This is a genomic window from Marinobacter changyiensis, assembly GCF_009193265.1.
GTDB lineage: Bacteria > Pseudomonadota > Gammaproteobacteria > Pseudomonadales > Oleiphilaceae > Marinobacter > Marinobacter changyiensis.
The window spans coordinates 352,788-370,925 of record NZ_VZZZ01000005.1; the positions used below are offsets into that span (position 1 = coordinate 352,788).

Here is an 18,138-nt window from a genome sequence, read left to right on the forward strand (position 1 = left end):
TTCTGTATCTACATTCAGTCGAAGATCTTGCCGGGGTTGATCACACCGTTAGGATCAAACACTTGCTTGATAGCCCGCATGTAAGCAATCTCCTGCTCGCTGCGGGTATAGTGCAAGTAGTCCTTCTTTGTCATACCGACGCCGTGTTCCGCCGAAACGCTGCCCTGGTAGCGTTTGACGATGTCGAACACCCAGGTATTCACTTGCTTGCACTTCTCGAAGAAGTCTTCCTTTGCCAGATCATCCGGCTTGAGAATGTTCAGATGCAGGTTGCCGTCACCAATGTGACCGAACCAGATGATCTCGAAATCCGGATAGTGCTCAGTCACTACGGCGTCGATTTCCTGCAGGAAGCCGGGGACTTTTGATACCACCACAGACAGATCGTTTTTGTAGGGCGTGCGCGGAGCAATGGACTCCGATATGCGTTCACGAAGCTGCCACAAATTTCTGGCCTGGGTCTCGCTCTGGCTGATTACGCCATCCAGTACCCAGCCGCTCTCCATGCACTGCTCAAACAGCCCCATGGCGTCTTCCATCACCTGTTCGGACACGGCTTCGAACTCCAGCAGTGCGTAATAAGGCGCCTCGGTATCAAACGGCGCCTGCACCTGGCCATGGGCCAGCACATGTTGCATGGCCTGATGGGAAAAGAACTCATAGGCGGTGAGATCAATCTGCTTCTGGAATGTCTGCAGCACATCCATGGTGTTGGTGAGGTCGTTCAAACCCAGCACCAGCACGGTAAGATCATCCGGTTTGCGGCATAACTTCATGGTGGCTTCGGTGATGAAACCCAGCGTGCCCTCGGCGCCGATAAACAGGTGGCGCAAATCATAGCCGGTATTGTTCTTGGCCAGGCCCCGGTTAAGCTCCAGGATATCGCCCTTACCCGTGACAACCTTGAGACCAGCCACCCAGTCCCGGCTCATGCCGTAACGAATCACCTTGATGCCTCCGGCATTGGTGGACAGGTTACCGCCCAACTGGCTGGAGCCTGCCGAGGCGAAATCTACCGGGTAATAGAGATCCTTCTCTTCAGCAAACTTCTGCAGCTGCTCGGTAACCACACCAGCCTGGCAAGTCACTGAGCGATCACTGGCACTGAACTCAAGAATCTGATTCATGTAGTCAAACGCCACCACCACTTCACCATTGGCCGCGACGGCACCGGCACTCAGGCCCGTGCGTCCGCCGGAGGGCACCAGCGCAACCTGATGTTCGTTGGCAAACTTTACCAGCGCCTGCACCTGCGCGGTGGATTTCGGAAACACGATGGCCACGGGTCTGGGCGGATAAATTTTGGTCCAGTCCTTGCCATAGGTGTCCAGGTCGGTGGCATCAGTCAGGACTTTGCCATCGTCCACCAGGGTCTTGAGTGTGGCAATGATCTGTTCGGCAGTCATGGGTATCCGGTCTCTGAAGGGAATGGGCGCAGGATCATGAACCTGACGTGATCCAGGTGATCCGACGCACTGTCAAAAGGTACGTTTATGTTATCATACCGGCCCCGTTCTGTGAGCCGGGCTCTGCCTTTGGCATGGTGCGAATCTCACGGGTCATCTCATTATCCCTACGACGCGACGAAAGGTCTGGAAGCAAGCCCATGTCAACGAAGTCTCTCGAAAAGAGCAAAATCCGGATCCTGCTGCTGGAAGGTGTGCATCAATCTGCTATTGATACGCTGAACGCAGCCGGCTATAGCAACATCGAGTATCTGACCCACTCCCTGTCGGAAGAAGAGCTGATCGAGAAAATCTCGGACGCCCACTTCGTCGGTATTCGTTCGAGAACCCACCTTAGCAAGGCAGTCTTTGAGGCTGCCCAGAAGTTGGTTGCTGTGGGTTGCTTCTGCATTGGCACCAACCAGGTTGATCTTCAGGCTGCCACCCGTCGTGGTATTGCGGTTTTTAACGCGCCCTTCTCCAACACCCGCAGCGTGGCTGAACTGGTGCTGGCCCAGGCTATTTTGCTGCTGCGCGGCGTGCCGGAGAAAAATGCCAAGGCTCACCGGGGTACGTGGCTGAAGTCCGCCAAGGACAGTTACGAGATCCGGGGCAAAAAACTCGGCATCGTCGGCTATGGCAACATCGGCACCCAGTTCAGCGTGCTGGCCGAGGGCCTGGGCATGGACGTCTATTTCTACGATGTGGTGTCCAAACTCTCGATTGGTAACGCCACTCAGGTAGGCACGTTGCAGGAGCTGCTGAATATTGCTGATGTGGTGAGTCTGCACGTACCAGAGACCCCGGCGACCCGCTACATGTTCGGCCCGGAGCAGTTCGCCCAGATGAAGCCGGGCAGCATTCTGATGAACGCTTCCCGAGGTACGGTGGTGGACATTGACGCGCTGGCAGAGAACCTCGGAAGCGCCAAGTTGCTGGGCGCTGCCATTGACGTGTTCCCGGTCGAGCCGAAATCCAATAACGAGGAATTCGTCTCACCGCTGCGTGAATTCGATAACGTTATCCTGACCCCCCATGTGGGTGGTTCCACGATCGAAGCCCAGGAGAATATTGGTCGTGAGGTCGCCGAGAAGCTGGCCATGTACAGCGATAACGGCACCTCGGTGTCTTCCGTGAACTTCCCGGAAGTCGCTTTGCCATCGCACCCTGGTCAGCACCGCCTGCTGCACATTCACGAGAACATTCCCGGCGTCATGTCCGAGATCAACACTGTGTTTTCCGAGAACGGCATCAACATCTGCGGCCAGTACCTGCAAACCAAGGAAGACATTGGCTACGTGGTGATGGATGTGGACAAGGCCTACGGGGAACTGGCCCTTGAGAAACTCAAGTCCGTCAAGGGCACGATTCGCTGCCGCGTGCTGTTCTGAATAAAGTTCAGCCTGAACAGAGTCCGCTGATTTGAAACAAAAAAACGCCCGCCGGTTTTAAAACCGGCGGGCGTTTTCGTTTAACCTTTGGCCGTTACTGCATCGGTACCAAGGTCAACTCAACGCGGCGGTTCTGCTCGCGTCCTGACGCTGTGTCATTAGAAGTAAGAGGATAGCGGGGGCCATAACCCACTGCACGGGTACGGCTGGCCTGAATACCCTGGTTCAGCAGGAAGTCACGTACCGAAGCCGCTCGGCTCTCACTCAGCAACTGGTTGTAGCTCTGGGCGCCAGTGCTGTCCGTATGGCCCTCAATCTGGATAATGGTTTTATCGAATTCGTTCAGTACCAGCCCGACAGACTCCAGAGTGTTGCTGAACGTCGGCTTGATTGTCGATTCGTTAACATCAAAGGTGATATTACCCGGCATGATCAGTTCAATCTGGTCGCCGTCGCGGACAACGCGAACGCCGGTGCCTTCGAGCTGCTGACGCAACTTGGCCTCCTGACGGTCCATATAATAACCGATACCGCCACCGACAGCTGCGCCGGATGCAGCACCAATCAGCGCGCCTTTGCCGCGATCGCTTTTACTGGAGGTGGCTGCGCCCACAGCGGCACCGCTCAGAGCGCCAATAATGCTGCCTTTGGTGGCACTGGAGGTTTTCTCTTCTCCCGTATAGGGATCATAGGTCATACAACCACTGAGGCCTACCAGAGCAACAGAAACCGCTACAATTGTTTTTTTCACATCCTACTCCTTACTACTACAACGGGTTATGAAGAGTCAGCCGGCCTTGGAAAGAGCGCCTGCTTCCTCATTGAACACATCAATAATTGTATTGAAGACGGTCGCCTGCAAATCCTGGGCTTCGTTCACAAGATGGTGACGCCCATCCGGGATTCTGAGTTCCGTTACCCGGGAAAATTTATTTCTCAGGATTCTCAGATTGTGCCGCCAATCCACCGTCAAATCCTTCTCACCCTGCACAACGGTGAGCGGAAAATCCACCGGGCGGGCCGACTCGATATGCGGGACCCACTGGCGCAGCGCTGTAACCCAGTCCACATGAACCGCGCGAGCCTGCAGTGGATCCACCTCTTTCAAGAATCGCAGGAACCGGGAATTACCACTGTTCTCGGAAAACAGTCGTCGCCAGCGCCGTATAAACGGTTTGGCGAAACTGTGCAGCACCTTTGCACCGAGCCAGCCCGCAGGCCTGATCAATGGTGCCAGCAGCACTACGCGACGGAAGGCCGAGGTTTCACAATTGTGGTGGTTGGAGAGCAGGTAATCGATCAATATACCACCGCCTGTGCTCTGACCCACAGCGAACCAGGGCCCGCGTATTCGCCCACGCACAGCGGCCATGACATCGGTCAGCACCGCCTGGTATTCCACAAAGCTACCAATTGCCGCTGGCGTGCCGCTTGAGAGCCCGTGGCCAGGTTGATCGTAAGCCATAACATCGAACCCGGCAGCAAGACAGCGGTCAATAAGCTGGCTATAAAGCCCCACATGATCAAAATAACCGTGCAGGATAAATACTGTGCCCCGGGCTTCCGGCATCCGGTAATAGTGCGCCACTACACTGTGCCCGCCCGCCTCAAGACTACCCTGCTGGTAGACAACATTCGGATGCTCTACCCAGAGATCAAGACCGTAAAAACGACAATATTCCTCGGCTTCCGGCACAATGCCTTGATCACCTTCCGGTTCAAATACACGGACTTGCGTGATCAACGATGCCCGGTCCCAGCCGGGAATATCTATGGTATCCGTTTTCCAGTACACGTAGTGTCAAGCGCCTGTCATTTGCACGGTAAGTTGGATGGTTTGCCAATAGCCCGGGGCACCCTGTCAACGGCACCCGATCAATGCCAGCAGGTTAGCATATCCGGGCGTTGCCATGGGACGTATCACACCCTTTATTCGGAGATAAACAGGATTCAGGCGGTGCTTGAATCTGGCCTGCGACAAACCATGCTACGCGTGGTCCGGCCGATGCTGTCACCGAGCGTCGGGATCGGGCGTCAGCGGCTGGCAGTCACATCAGGCCTCACCTGGTAAAATGATCCTGCCGCTTACCAGGTCTTCTTTTTTCTGTCGGGACCATTGTTTGACCAGCCATTCCAGACGGGACGCCTGCGCCCGGTTTCCGACCGGAACCGAAAAAGCCAGCGTCAGCGGCCCCCGGCCACGCAGGCTTTTCGCCCCTTTTGGCCAACCGGCCTGGTGTTCCCCAAGACGCCGCTCCACATCCGTGGTAATGCCGGTATAGAGGGAGCCTTGTCGGGTGCGAACAAGATAAAGTGACCAGTTACTCATGGGGCACCGCGCCCGGAACAGGTGCCGTTGCTTTGCGATGTTGCTGGAACCACAGCCCGGCTACGATTAGCATCAGACCAATGTAGGTGGAGGGCAAGATCACTTCACCCAGAATAAAATAGATAAACACCAGAGACACAAACGGCGAAATAAAAATAAGGTTGCTGACCTGTGCGGTGTTCTCTGCCTTTTTCATTGCATAGGACCAGAACACAAAGGCAATCCCCATCTCAAAAATCCCCACATACAGCGCGGCGACCACACCCTGCCCCAACCCGAACCCGAATCCGTCCGTTAAGCCGCAAGCCAATGCAATGAAGGGCAAGCCACAGAGAAAATTCAGAAACAGGCCCACCACCGGGTCACGGCGGTCCCGTGTGGCGATAATCCAGTAGGACGCCCAGACCAGTGTGCTGCCCAGGGCAAAAGCGACGCCCAGAGGGTCCGAGAACGTCAATGACAGCACATCGCCACGGGTTGCGATGACCACCACCCCGCTGTAGCAAATAAGCCCTGCGACCACATCAACCTTGCGCAACCGATGACCGAGAAAGGGCACCGACAGATAGGCCAGCACCAGAGCCCAGGTGTAGTTCAGGGGTTGGGCTTCCTGGGCAGGCAAACGGTCAAAGGCGCCAAATAACAGAAAATAGTAGAGACAGGGATTTACCAGCCCCATGCCGATGGACTGCAGATACTGGCGACGGCGAAGGGCAAACACCAGATGCCAGCGACGCTGAACAACCAGCACCAGAGCCAGTACCACGACCGAGGCAGCGCATGCGATGAACAGCAGCTGGACCGGAGAAATTTCGCGCAGTGACAGTTTGAACGCCGTAGCGACCGTTGACCAGAGCAGCACAGTAGCCAGGCCGTAAACCATGGCCTGGGACTGGTTCTTCATGAGGCTTCGCCCTCGTCAGCGGCGAGCCAGCGGTAGAGCGTACGACGGTTGATACCCAGAATCTGGGCCGCCCGGCGCTTGTTGCCCTCAACGGCTTTGATGACCTGACCAACGTAATCCTGTTGAATCTGGTCAAGGGTTGGCCACTGCGCGATGTTGTCACTGTCGCGGCCGCTGACAGGCTCCACCACTCCGGCCTCACGCTTTCGTATGCGCACCGGCAAGTGCTCCGGCTGAACGGTATCACCATCGCAGAATGTCACCGCGCGTTCCATTGCGCTGGCAAGCTCTCGTACATTGCCGGGAAAAGGATAGTCCGCCAGCACCTGGGACGTTATCTCACTGAGGCGCAAGAAACCCCGACCGTGCCGCCCGGCAGCTTCCCGCAGGAAATGCATGGCAAGCAACTCGATGTCTTCACCCCGCTCCCTGAGCGGCGGTACGCTGAGAGTAAGAGTGTCGAGGCGATAATACAGATCCTCCCGAAAGTCGCCCTGCTGAACAGCTTTCACCAGATCGACATGGGTAGCCGCAATCACCCGGACGTCGACGGGTTCCTCATGGTCAGCACCTACCGGTTTGATTTGACCTTCCTGTAGAACCCGCAACAGTTTAGCCTGCAGGGCAAGGGGCATTTCCCCAATCTCATCCAGCAAGAGTGTGCCGCCATCGGCCTCGGCAAACAGGCCTTTACGGGCCTGCTTTGCCCCGGTGAAAGCGCCGGCTTCATGACCGAAAAACTCACTCTCCATCAACTCATGGGGAATACCCGCACAGTTGACAGGTATGAAAGGCTTATCACGACGGCTGCTCAGGTGGTGGATTGCCTTGGCAACGAGTTCCTTGCCGGTGCCGCTCTCGCCATTAACCAGTACCGACGCCTGGCTGCGCGCGATGCGCTCCAGCTGCTTGCGCAACTCGGACATGGCGTCACTCTGACCGATCAAGCCGTGGTCAGAGTCGATCTGATTGCGGGATTTATATTGCGCCAGCTCCGAGGTAATGGCGGCATGGGCCAACAGACGCTTTACCTTCAAACGCAAGTGATCAATAGAGAGCGGTTTGGTAAGGAAATCATCAGCGCCGGCTTTCAGCGCCTCCACCGCCTGGTCCACGGTGCCAAACGCGGTAACAACTATAAAGGGTACGGCTATGCCCTCCGCCTGCAGGCGGCGCAGTATCGCGAGTCCGTCCTGATCCGGCAGTCGCAAATCTGACACCACAAGCGCGGGTCGTCGTGCCACGGCAGCGGCTACGGCCTCCCCGAAAGAGCCGGTTGATTCAACCTGGTAGCCGTCGATTTCCAGCTCTTCGGTGAGCAGAGACCTCAAACTGGCGTCGTCTTCCACCAGCAAAATTCGCGATGATTGCTCCGTCATTCTGCATCTCCCGCTGAACGTGATTGAAACTCAGGCCAGAACAGGCGCATGCGACAGCCGCCCATATCGCTGTCAGCCACATCAATGGTGCCACCGTGCTCCTTTAACACACTGCCCACCACAGCAAGGCCCAGCCCGGTGCCTTCACCCGCTGCCCGGGTACTGTAAAATGGTTCAAATATGCGCTGGCGTAACGACTCTTCAATACCGCTGCCGTTATCATCTACCAACACTTCCCAGCCACCGGAGGCTTTTGAAAGACGGACCTCCACCCGCGACCGGGCGGCCTGGCAGGCATTGCGAATAACATTGAGGCAGGCCAACTGCAGGCGAGTCGGCTCCGCCAGTATCCATGCCAGCTGGTCCAGACCATAGACCGCCAGTTGGCGATCTTCCTTGCGCCGGTCTGACAGCACTTGCACCACCACCTCGCGTAAGGCCTTACCCAGATCAAGCGGTCGGCGCGCATCGGGCACGTGGCGAAAACAGTCGAGTAGCTGTTCGATGATCAGCGTCATTCGCCTTACCTGGTAAGTGATATCACTGAGGTGACGCTTCTGGCTGTCGCCAGCCAGCGATCGAGCCAGAATGTTTGCCCTGCCCTCGATCACACTCAATGGCGCCCCCAGTTCATGAGCAACACCACCGGCCACCCGACCGATCATCGCTACTTTCTCCTGATACTGAAGCCGGTCTGCCAGATCCCGCTCGCGCTCCACCCGCGTAAGAATTTCCTGTTCCGCCGACGCCATGCGCTGCGCCATTGCATCAAGCCCCTGGTGAATCTGGCGAATTTCCCGCGGCCCGGAAGGCGAGTGCGGAATTCGCCACTGCCCGGGGCCAAGGGCTGCCATATCCGCCAATAACTGACTGACATGGCGACCGATAGAGCCGTAATGCCCGATCACCACCACCAGAATGACAATCAAAGACAGCGCACTCCAGATCGCGATAGCCCGAAATCGAGTGGCGGTGAGCTGTTCCTGGAAATCACTGCGCTTGCGGGTAATCTGGAGTAGACCCTGTATTCTGCCGTCTTCTGCAATTAAAGGCGTAAATTGCGAAAATACTGCTTTGCCGTCGACCCGGCGAAAAGCACCCCCCAGCTCACCGGTTTCAATGGCTTGCACTGCGCTCTGACTGCGGTTAACGCTGCTATCGGCCACGCCCAGACTGGCAACCAGATCTCCCTTGGCATCATAAACAGAGGCCCCGAACACACGCCCGATGCGGAAGATCGATTTCAGGGCGTCATCCAATACAATGGTATCCCCCTCCGACATGGCAAGGGAGAGTGGGCCGCTTGCAGCTCTGGCAACCAGCTCCAGATCCTCCCTGAGCCTGTCATCCAGGCTGCTTTCAACCGCTGACAGCCCCCAAACAATCGCCCCACCGCTTAAAACCAGCAACGGCACAACAATGCTGAGCACTAATGTCAGGCGCAATGAATTAAACACCCGCTTGGGTGTGGGTAATGTCACGGGCACGTCGTGGTCTCCTGCAAAAATGTCCCACAGTAATGCCACATGTGGCATTACGCCTCAATCAACATTGCTCAGCTTTCATTTTACGAATATATTAAATTATTGTTTTTATTGATTATTTTGTTATTTTTCGCTGAAAAAAATGACTTGGCACGGAGGTTGGATAGTACTTGATACGAAACAACTGGTACGAAACAAGGTAAGCCGTTCTACAGATGTCCAACCCAGAAAGGAGAAGACCATGAAAAAACTTCTGACCTCACTGTCATTGTCCATGGCCCTGTTGGCCGGTGGGCCGGCAATCGCTCAGCAGGCAACCGAAAGCGTTGACAAGGAAAGCTACAGTGATCCGGCCTCAGCAGGCACCCAGAAAACCAACTACAACGATGCTGAACTCAAGCAGTTTGTAGAAGCTCAATCAGGTATCAATGAAATCCGCGAAGACTATATGAAGAAGATCGAATCGTCCGACTCTCAGGAGAACGCTCAGGAGCTTCAGATGGAAGCCAACGATGAGATGGTAACCGTTATTGAGGATGCCGGTCTGGATATCCCGACCTACAACGCCATCGCCACTGCCTACAACAGCGAACCACGGGTTCGTAACCGTGTCGATGCCCTGATGTAAACCCGCAATTCAGAGTGCATTAACCCTCTTGACCCCGCCTTGTGCGGGGTTTTTTTATGACTCGGGAACGAGCCAGTCGAGTTGATGCCGGGCATCCAGTACCTCCGGCCGGACAGCATCCCGGATCATGCCGGCATATCGTTCCTCAAACCCCCACGGCGGATTGATCACCAGTATTCCAGAACCGAACATGCCCCGATCCGGCGGACGATTCAGCAACACTTCACTGCGCAATACCTTGCTGATCTTGCCCGCTGCAATGGCGGATAGCAGGGTCTGATGATCCTGCTTTGGCAGCAATGGATACCAGATCAGGAACACGCCGTGGCGGCAGCGGTGCCAGGCTTTGGCGAGCGTCTCGGCTACCTGTTTATACTCGGCTTTCACTTCATAGGATGGGTCAATCAACGTGAGCAGGCGTGGCTTGTCAGGCGGCAGACAGCCGAGCAGACCTCGCAGGCCATCCTGATGACGCACCTGTACCGGAGTCGAACCGGCCCAACGGGAAAGCGCCCCGCTTTCTGAGGGATGAAGCTCGAAGCAGGTTACTGAATCCTGACTCCGACACCTGTCCGCCAGCCATGCCGGTGATCCCGGATAACGGATCAGAGCACCGCCACCCTTGTTCACTCGCTGAAGATGATCCATAAACCCTTGCCAATCCGGCGACGCCAACGCGCGGCGCTGTGACCAGAGCGCCTGGATGCCTTCGGCCGCCTCCGACGTCTTGAGCGCCCGCTCGCTTTTCAGGTCATACAAGGCGCTGCCGGCGTGGGTGTCGAAACACGCAATGGGCGACGACTTTGCCTGCATCAACTGAAGTGTAAGAAACAACGCGCTGTGTTTTTGCACATCGGCAAAATTACCGGCGTGAAAGGCGTGGAGGTAACTGAGCATGTATGACTCCCGGAAATCGGCGTGCTTCGGATTCAACGTTATAATTCAGACTGCTATGCTTTGGGGCCCTCAGCGCCAAACGCAAGCCCGAAGATAACCCCGAGGAAGCCGTTTTGTCACAAAAGAACGTCAACACTGCAGACCAACTCTATGCCCTCATCGCCAACGAGGAAGACGCGCGAGCCTGTAAGGACATCCCTGAGGACGCTTGCCGGGAGGTGCCCAGGAATTTTTTCCTGATCCTCGGCAGCCTGGTGCTGACCAAACTCGGCGATTTACTCATCAGCCCCAAGACCGTACTGGCATGGCTGCTGACAGCCCTTGGTGCCGCAGGGCTGGTGGGCTGGCTGGTGCCGATTCGGGAAGCCGGCTCGATGATTCCGCAACTGGTCATTGGTGCCTGGGTTCGCAAAAAACCCGTGCGCAAGTGGTTTTGGGTGCTGGGCAGCCTCGGCCAGGCCGCCAGTGTGACAGGTATGGCGGCAAGCGTTTGGTTGCTTGAGGGCTATCCGGCTGGCTATGGGGTCATCGCTGCGTTGATCGTCTTCTCACTGTCCCGAGGGTTTTGCTCTGTCGCCATGAAGGATGTCCAGGGCAAGTGTATTCCCAAAGCACGTCGTGGCAGGTTATCCGGCTTGGCCAGCACCCTGGGTGGCGCAGCCACAGTGGGGCTCACCATCTTGCTGTTCTGGGACCGCGGTGACCCGTCGGTACTGTTCTATACCATCCTGCTGCTCTTGGCGGCCGGACTCTGGCTGATAGCCAGCGCATTGTTCGCGGTGGTGGACGAATACCAAGGCGAAACCGGGGGCGGCGGCAATGCCATGGGGGAAGCCGTGGCAAGCCTGTCTCTGCTGCGGGACGACAAACCCTTCCGGCACTTCGTGATAACCCGGGCACTGTTACTGTGCTCGGCCCTTGCCTCGCCCTATTTTGTGGTACTGGCCCAACAGCAGTCTGACAACGGCTGGCTACTGGGGGTATTCCTGCTTGCCAGCAGCCTTGCCAGTTCTGTCAGTGCCAGCGTGTGGGGCTGGATGGCGGACAAATCCAGCCGACAGGTGATGATCCGCGGCGCCGCAATTGCAACTCTGGTTTGCCTGGGGATTGGCATTACCAATATTGTCACCGGTGACGGGAAGATGTCGATCTGGTTCTACCCTGTTGCATTTTTCCTGCTGAGCATCGCCCACGCGGGGGTGCGGCTCGGCCGCAAGACGTACCTGGTAGATATGGCAGGGGGCAACAAGCGGACGGATTATAATGCGGTCAGCAACACGGTGATCGGTGTACTGCTGCTGGTGGCTGGCGGCTTGAGCGTTGTTGCCTCACTGATTTCCACCGGCGCAGTCATCACCATGCTGGGGCTGATGGGGCTGACCGGTACCCTTTGTGCTTTGAAATTGCGGGAAGTCGAATAGGCCCGGCCAGAATCAAGGCCTGCCGGGTCGTGCCTGAAATACCTAAACGGTTTTGCCGTCGTTCAGAGCCAACGCGCCCTTGACGATCCGGAAGATGATCCAGATGGCAATCCCGAGCAGAATAAACCAACCTATGATGATCATGGTGGTCACCACTCCGATGACGGTCCAGAGCAGACCGATCCAGAAGGTGCGAATCTGCCATCGAAAGTGGGATTCGATCCAGGTGCCCTGGACATCGTCCATCTTCACGTAGTTGATGATAACTCCGACCAGACCGCTGATACCGCCCAGAAAAAATGACAGGGCCTGCAGGATATAAACCACCACCGCAAGATTACGGGCGGCGTCACTTCTTCGGTCGATCGGGTCCGGGCTTGCCGGACGGAATTCGGGTTCAGCCAAAATTGTTTACTCCCATCCTGATAATATCTTGTCGCCAGTATATAAGATGAGAGCATTCTTTGGTTGCCCGCCACTCACCCCAGCCCGTTAAACAGCAGATGCAGGGCAATAAACAGCATCATGAGTGAGATCGCACCATCGATAATACGCCACGCCAGGGGCCTGGAGAGCAGCGGGCCGAGCGCCGCCCCGCCCCAGGCTAACAGGGCGAACCAGAGTATGGACGCGCTGGTGGCGCCCGCCACAAACACCATAGGCTCGGACTGCTGCACGCCGATTGAGGGAATCAGCAACAAAGTATCCAGATAAACCTGGGGGTTCAGCAGCGTAACCGCCAGGGTCGTCAGTAACACCCCGCCCAGACTTCGCCGGGTCTCAACCTGCGCGGTCAGCGACGAGCGCCCCTGCACCGAGCGCCTGAAGGCTGTAAAGGACAGCCACAGCAAAAACGCGACACCGGTCCACCTTAACACCTCAAGCGCCGAAGGTACGGCCATCAATGCTGCACTGAGGCCAAGCATGCCCGCAATAAAAAGCAGGGCATCGGTGCTCATACACAAGACCGCGGACCACCAGTGATGCTCTCTCCGGAACGCCTGCCCCAATAAATAGGCATTCTGGGCGCCGATAGCCATTATGATGCCCCCGCAAACCACCAGCCCCGTCAGATAACTTTGTAACATGTCCACCTCGCCGATTTGGAGAAGGCCAGCATAATCCGGCATTGCTATACCTAAAAACCATATTCCTAAAATAGGTTTTACTTATGCCGGACTACAAATTGGTTCAGGCCTTGGTTACCGTCATCGCAACCGTGGGAAAGTGCGTTGCTCGCTAACGGGGCCTGGCAACGTATGGTGAGGCCCGGTTACGCTGCTACCACACGAGGACGGTAACCCACACGGAAGCCTCCCCAATGGCGGCCTTTCACATAAATCGGCACGGACATGTCGTGCATGATTTCACCGGTATCCCGGCGGTAGGTTTGCAGCAGCATGGTTTGAATATGGCTACCGCACCGGGCGCCGGTGCGGTCATTGAACAGGCGCTTACTACGGCTGCGAACCAGGTCTTTTTCCGGATCACCGGTGGGTTCATGGGCAAAATCACGGTTGTGGGTAGGCACGTAGCCGTCCGGCGCGCAGGCAATGGCAAACACGACCGCTTCGTTCGAATCCTTTACGGGCTCCTGGATGCCATGCAGCTGTTTATCGGTGTAACTGTCAAAGGCGGAACGGAATTTGGCAGGCGTGGTACCAGGCACTGGTGTCCGGGATTTGTCGAACAGTTGCGTGTCTGTGAGGTCATTGGTTTCCAGCGCTCGTTCGAACATGGCAGCAATGCGATCGGCACCTTGCCTTGCCTGTTCATAGAAGAAACGGTGATAACTTTCACTACTGTTGAGGGCAAACGCCGCATTGGCTTCTTCCGCCAGCTCCATCAGAGTCGCAGCCTGCTGGGCAAGTGAGGTGACACTGGAATCGCTCTCTGTGATCTGGTCGCGAACCGTTTCAATAGCAGAGGACACCTGCCGCAGGCTCTGCTCATTATTCTGATCAATCTCGGCAATACGCGCTACCTGTTGCTGAACCCGATCGGATTGATCGCGAATCTGATCCAGGCGCTCTCCAACACCTTCAACAGATTTCAGGCCGGTCGCTACGCTTTTGGCAAGGTCCTCAATTCGCGAGACGATCAAGGAGGTGTCAGACCGTATTTCCTGGAGCGTTTCGGCCACTTCCCCGGTTGCCTGTGCTGTCCGACCGGCCAACTGCCTGACTTCATCAGCAACAACCGCGAACCCCCGCCCCTGATCGCCTGCACGGGCTGCTTCAATCGCCGCATTCAGGGCAAGCAGGTTGGTTTGCTCTGCGATGGCCTGAATGGTGGTGGTCACCCCCTGAATCTTGTTGGATTTCTCGTTCAGCTCCTGAATCAGCCTCAGATTCTCACTGGACTGCTCATGCACAGCCCGCACGCTGTCTATTGCGAAGGTCAGCGCCTCGCGCCCTTCTATGCTCACCTGACGATTCTGCAAGGCCATGGTGGCAGCATCCGTGGCCTGCTGGGCGGATTCACGCACACTTTCGGTAATTTGCCCGGCATACTCCGACATCTGAGCGGTTTCGCTGACCTGGCGATCCAGACGAATCTTTAGCTGGTCCGCCGCGAAAGACACCTGGGCGGCGGAAATGGCATTCTTGTCGGCGCTTCCAGAAAGTGTTTCTACCAGGGTACGACCGACTTTGGCTTCTGCCAGAAGACTCTTGCATTGTTTCCCGAGCGGACTGCCGGCTGGCAGTTCGCCTGCGTTCAATTGCTCAAGGGATCGCTCTACCGGTTCAAGCACACGCAAAACCAGATAGGCGGTAGCCACCACCAGGCCAATGACGAGCCCCACCAGAACCGACGCACCATCCAACCCCATCAACGGCGCCACCACCATGGCCGCAATGGCGACAACAAAGGCAACCGAAACCCCCACCAACAAAACAGGTCGACTGAGCAAACCCATAGCAACCTCGTTATTATCATTATTAGTGAATACATCCTTGACTTATTATCACCCGAGAGATTAATGAACTGACCTGTATTAATACCTGCCACTTTAGTTCATCAGCAAGTGTTTTACGGCTGACTGCTACAAATCTGATACAAAAAACCGCAACCCGGAAACTTCTTTTCAGAAGCGCCCAGCGTTGCGGTCGGATTCAGTCGAGAACGTAAGAGCCTGTATCAGGCCCCGACGACACCTCCGTCATCCTTCGTTACGATGACGGTCGCATCTCGGGGACGATCCTCCGCCGCGTTCGGCCAGTTGCCGGCCGGATGCTGGATGTTGACGAACATGGTCTTCACATCCGGCGTGGAGACAACGCCCGTCACCTCGCAGCCCTGGGGCCCAACGAAGAAACGCTTGATTTCGCGGGTTTCCGGGTTCGCAGCCAGCATCATGTCGTTACCAAAAGTCTCTTTTTTATAACCGTTGTCAGTCTGGATCCACAGGCGACCGTTGTAATCGAACCAGAGACCATCCGGGCTGCTGAAGATGTTGTCGTCAGTCAGTGACACGATCACTTCATCATCAACGACAGTCTCGGTGCCTTGCTCGCCGGCAAAGACGAAGATATCCCAGTCGAAGCTGGTGGCGGCGTGATCATTGCCTTGCTCACTCCAGCGGATGATGTGACCGGTCCGGTTCTCTACAATCGGGTTCGCGGCATTCGTCTGTTCTTCAGTACGGTTGCTGTTGTTGGTCAGGGTGAAGTAAACCGCACCAGTGTTCGGATCAACAGCACCCCACTCCGGGCGGTCCATCGTCGTAGCGCCCGCGATATCGGCCGCCAGTCGGGTGTTCACCAGAACATCGGCCTGGTTTTCGAACCCGTCGAACAGAATGCCGCTACGCCCCACTTCATTGCCCTCGGCGGCAGCGACCTTGGCAGCGAATTCTGCCTCGTCGAGAGACAGCGCCAGCCAATCGCCAGTTCCGTCCTCATTGAACCGGGCAACGTACAGCGTACCGTCTTCCAGAAGCGAACCATTCGCGGTAGAGGCATTGTAGGCCTGGGCAGACACGAACTTGTAGATGTACTCGAATCGTGAATCATCGCCGGAATAGCAAACCACAGGTTTGCCTTCTTTGGCCGGTGCGAAAATCACACCCTCGTGACCAAAGCGCCCCAGGGCCGTGCGCTTCTGAGGCTTGCTCTCGGGTGCAAACGGATCAATCTCGACCATGTAGCCGAAGGTGTTGGCTTCGTTGCGGTAGTCAGTTTCGGCAGAACCACCATCCATGGGCGTTACGTTGAAGCGAACGTACTGGTCAAGCCCGCTGTCAGCCAGTTCCCAGTCATACCGGGAGCTGCTACCCACACCGTGACGAACGTATTCCCGCGGACGCTCTGCCGCGCTGGTGGTGAAGTAGCCATGCCAGTTCTCTTCGGCTGCCAGATAAGTACCCCAAGGGGTCGGCCCCATGGCGCAGTTATTCAGGGTGCCACGGGTTTCCGTAGCGCTCAGGCTATAGGGAGTTACAAGCTTGCTGTATCCACGCACCGGACCACGGATGTCCATCGGGGTGCCGCCGGTGATGCGACGATTATAGGGGCTTCCGAAAACGACGTCCCACTTACCTTCACTGTCCTGCTTGATATGAATGACAGAAACGCCGTGAGCCGCGATTTCCTTGCGAACCTCGTCCGCCGGGCGAACGCCGCCGTTGTCAACAGCTTTAGTCGGGCCATTGGCATGCAGCGCACTCTGGTTGATGTACTCATGGTTCATTACCAGCAGACCTTCGGTAGAACTGTTGCCACCGGCCTTCTGGTCGATCGGGAAAAAGTGCACGCCGTCGTGATGCATGCCTACCTGCTGCTCCTGATCAGCACCGGTATTGGTGCCATCGGCGCGGTACTCCGGGTAGCTCCCGGTAATGGGCGTGCCCCAGGGTACGAAGGTAACAGAAGAATAACCTTCCGGAACGGTCACGCGGTTTTCGCTGGAAACCGCGACAGCCTTGAACCCGAGCTCTGTGTCAGCCTGGGCATTACCACTGGTGGTGCCGTTATCATCGTCATCGTCACTGTCAGAGCAACCGACGAGGCTCATTCCCATCACACTGACCAGAGCAGCGCCAACACTGCCCTTCATCAGAGTGCGCCGCTGCATCCTTGCTGTCAGCACCGATGCGAAGGACGTATTGCCCGAATGATTTACAACGGGTTCGTAATTGGGATCCAGGTAATTCGGATCCAGGTCATGCTTTGCCATGGTCCTGCCTCTCTCGGGTGTTTTATCGGTTTTAGAGAACACAGTGTCGATGGCTCAGGTGACAGATTGCAGACAACCAGAAGTCAGTTTCTTTAAGCTTTTTTGACAGTTCAATCGAGCAGGGGGACAACGTACGTTGCACCGAGGCAGAAAACCCGCCTTTCCAGGGTAAGACGCGAGACATTCATACTTATACCTGCCGCATTTACTGCCACACCTTCCGTACAAATGTCGGGCTGCTACGCGCCCGTGCCGGGCGCACAAAAAAGCCCGCGCTAGGGCGGGCTTCGGACTAAGACACCAACTAATTAATTAGTAGCTTCGTCGGCGCTTTCTTCCATGGATTCACCAACATCTTCAGCAGTGTCGCCCATGGAGTCGCCGGCATCTTCCATGGCTTCACCGGTTTCTTCGCCGGCGTCTTCGATGTCGTCACCTACCGTATCCTGGCCAGTAGCCTCTTCGTAAGTTTCTTCGACCGAATCACCTGCATCGTCCAGCATCTCGCCAGCGTTATCAGCGGCTTCATCAAGATCGACGCCTTCGTCCGGCTCATCGCTGCATGCGGCCAGCCCAAGAGTCATGGTCAGAGCCAGCGCACCAAGTGTTAATTTTTTCATAAGGAATCCCTTCTGTGAGGTACATTCAACATCAATCATCGAACGTGTAGTCTACGACCCCACCTCGCAGCTCCACAACATGCCACAGGTTACAGATATTTTAATAATGACAGGGCGTTAGGGGTTTCAGGGCCGATTTGAGGGTTGTTCTCACAAGTTTGATCAGGCCACGCCTGTTTGGCCAATCGCGTAACCATTGACCATTAACACGTGATCCAGCCGCACTAGCTGTCCCCGACCCAACAACAGAAATTCCTCACCCGCCCGAGAGAACAGATCACGGATGACATCATGGTAATGCTGTATCTGGCCAGACTCGTCCCTGAACACCACCTCAACCACATCACGGGACATCAAAACACGAGTCAGCAATGTGCGGGTAGCGCATTCAACAGGCTGATATCCATTACTTACGCTCATACCCGTCCCTGAAGCCAGACTGATGAATTATCAGTCTGGCTT

The 18,138-nt window shown here is 56.2% G+C and carries 17 protein-coding genes; 3 read left to right on the top strand and 14 right to left on the bottom strand.

Annotation, left to right across the window (positions count from 1 at the left end; genetic code table 11):
- Positions 1-14: 14 nt before the first annotated feature.
- The gene (locus F6Y09_RS15075) at positions 15-1,406 is read right to left on the bottom strand and encodes an FAD-binding oxidoreductase (RefSeq protein ID WP_152207751.1); all 1,392 of its coding nucleotides are present in this window, start codon (positions 1,404-1,406) and stop codon (positions 15-17) included.
- 200 nt (positions 1,407-1,606) lie between these two features.
- Here F6Y09_RS15075 and serA point away from each other — a divergent pair, with 200 nt between their 5' ends.
- Positions 1,607-2,836, top strand: a complete 1,230-nt coding sequence (gene serA, locus F6Y09_RS15080) for a phosphoglycerate dehydrogenase (protein ID WP_152207752.1) — start codon at positions 1,607-1,609, stop codon at positions 2,834-2,836.
- Between the two features lie 94 nt (positions 2,837-2,930).
- Here the strand turns inward: serA and F6Y09_RS15085 are convergent, their stop codons facing one another.
- The 6 genes from F6Y09_RS15085 to F6Y09_RS15110 form a co-directional block, all read right to left on the bottom strand.
- On the bottom strand, positions 2,931-3,587 hold the full coding sequence (locus tag F6Y09_RS15085) for a YiaD family glycine zipper/OmpA-like lipoprotein (protein ID WP_152207753.1): 657 nt from the start codon (positions 3,585-3,587) through the stop codon (positions 2,931-2,933).
- A 36-nt stretch (positions 3,588-3,623) separates the two neighbouring features.
- The gene (locus tag F6Y09_RS15090) at positions 3,624-4,631 is read right to left on the bottom strand and encodes an alpha/beta hydrolase (protein ID WP_152207754.1); all 1,008 of its coding nucleotides are present in this window, start codon (positions 4,629-4,631) and stop codon (positions 3,624-3,626) included.
- Positions 4,632-4,889: 258 nt separating this feature from the next.
- The gene (locus F6Y09_RS15095; RefSeq protein ID WP_152207755.1) at positions 4,890-5,165 is read right to left on the bottom strand and encodes a GIY-YIG nuclease family protein; all 276 of its coding nucleotides are present in this window, start codon (positions 5,163-5,165) and stop codon (positions 4,890-4,892) included.
- Positions 5,158-6,069 carry a DMT family transporter gene (locus F6Y09_RS15100; protein WP_152207756.1) on the bottom strand — a complete coding sequence of 304 codons (912 nt, stop codon included), beginning with the start codon at positions 6,067-6,069 and terminating at the stop codon, positions 5,158-5,160. The genes F6Y09_RS15095 and F6Y09_RS15100 overlap by 8 nt, the downstream gene beginning before the upstream one ends.
- Positions 6,066-7,448, bottom strand: coding sequence for a sigma-54-dependent transcriptional regulator (locus tag F6Y09_RS15105; RefSeq protein WP_152207757.1), 1,383 nt, complete (start codon positions 7,446-7,448; stop codon positions 6,066-6,068). Before F6Y09_RS15105 ends, F6Y09_RS15100 begins: the two co-directional genes overlap by 4 nt.
- On the bottom strand, positions 7,445-8,935 hold the full coding sequence (locus tag F6Y09_RS15110; RefSeq protein WP_246180550.1) for a sensor histidine kinase: 1,491 nt from the start codon (positions 8,933-8,935) through the stop codon (positions 7,445-7,447). Before F6Y09_RS15110 ends, F6Y09_RS15105 begins: the two co-directional genes overlap by 4 nt.
- A 238-nt stretch (positions 8,936-9,173) precedes the next feature.
- Between F6Y09_RS15110 and F6Y09_RS15115 the strand changes: the two genes are divergently transcribed.
- On the top strand, positions 9,174-9,560 hold the full coding sequence (locus F6Y09_RS15115) for a DUF4168 domain-containing protein (protein ID WP_152207758.1): 387 nt from the start codon (positions 9,174-9,176) through the stop codon (positions 9,558-9,560).
- A 54-nt stretch (positions 9,561-9,614) separates the two neighbouring features.
- Here the strand turns inward: F6Y09_RS15115 and F6Y09_RS15120 are convergent, their stop codons facing one another.
- Positions 9,615-10,457, bottom strand: coding sequence for a 23S rRNA (adenine(2030)-N(6))-methyltransferase RlmJ (locus tag F6Y09_RS15120; RefSeq protein ID WP_152207759.1), 843 nt, complete (start codon positions 10,455-10,457; stop codon positions 9,615-9,617).
- 113 nt (positions 10,458-10,570) lie between these two features.
- Here F6Y09_RS15120 and F6Y09_RS15125 point away from each other — a divergent pair, with 113 nt between their 5' ends.
- Complete coding sequence (locus F6Y09_RS15125) at positions 10,571-11,878, top strand: MFS transporter (RefSeq protein WP_152207760.1); 1,308 nt, start codon at positions 10,571-10,573, stop codon at positions 11,876-11,878.
- A gap of 42 nt (positions 11,879-11,920) precedes the next feature.
- On the opposite strand, the gene F6Y09_RS15130 is transcribed toward F6Y09_RS15125, so the two are convergent.
- From F6Y09_RS15130 to F6Y09_RS15155, 6 genes are all read right to left on the bottom strand, one after another.
- A complete protein-coding gene (locus F6Y09_RS15130; protein ID WP_152207761.1) occupies positions 11,921-12,283 on the bottom strand; it encodes a DUF4870 family protein in 363 nt (120 codons plus the stop codon).
- 74 nt (positions 12,284-12,357) lie between these two features.
- Positions 12,358-12,966 carry a LysE/ArgO family amino acid transporter gene (locus F6Y09_RS15135; RefSeq protein WP_152207762.1) on the bottom strand — a complete coding sequence of 203 codons (609 nt, stop codon included), beginning with the start codon at positions 12,964-12,966 and terminating at the stop codon, positions 12,358-12,360.
- Positions 12,967-13,151: 185 nt separating this feature from the next.
- On the bottom strand, positions 13,152-14,798 hold the full coding sequence (locus F6Y09_RS15140) for a methyl-accepting chemotaxis protein (protein ID WP_152207763.1): 1,647 nt from the start codon (positions 14,796-14,798) through the stop codon (positions 13,152-13,154).
- Positions 14,799-15,019: 221 nt separating this feature from the next.
- Positions 15,020-17,056, bottom strand: a complete 2,037-nt coding sequence (locus F6Y09_RS15145) for a PhoX family protein (RefSeq protein WP_152207764.1) — start codon at positions 17,054-17,056, stop codon at positions 15,020-15,022.
- A 308-nt stretch (positions 17,057-17,364) separates the two neighbouring features.
- The gene (locus F6Y09_RS15150; RefSeq protein WP_152207765.1) at positions 17,365-17,676 is read right to left on the bottom strand and encodes a hypothetical protein; all 312 of its coding nucleotides are present in this window, start codon (positions 17,674-17,676) and stop codon (positions 17,365-17,367) included.
- A gap of 162 nt (positions 17,677-17,838) precedes the next feature.
- Entirely contained in the window at positions 17,839-18,096 is a 258-nt protein-coding gene (locus F6Y09_RS15155; RefSeq protein WP_152207766.1) for a hypothetical protein, read from the bottom strand.
- Between the last annotated feature and the right edge of the window lie 42 nt (positions 18,097-18,138).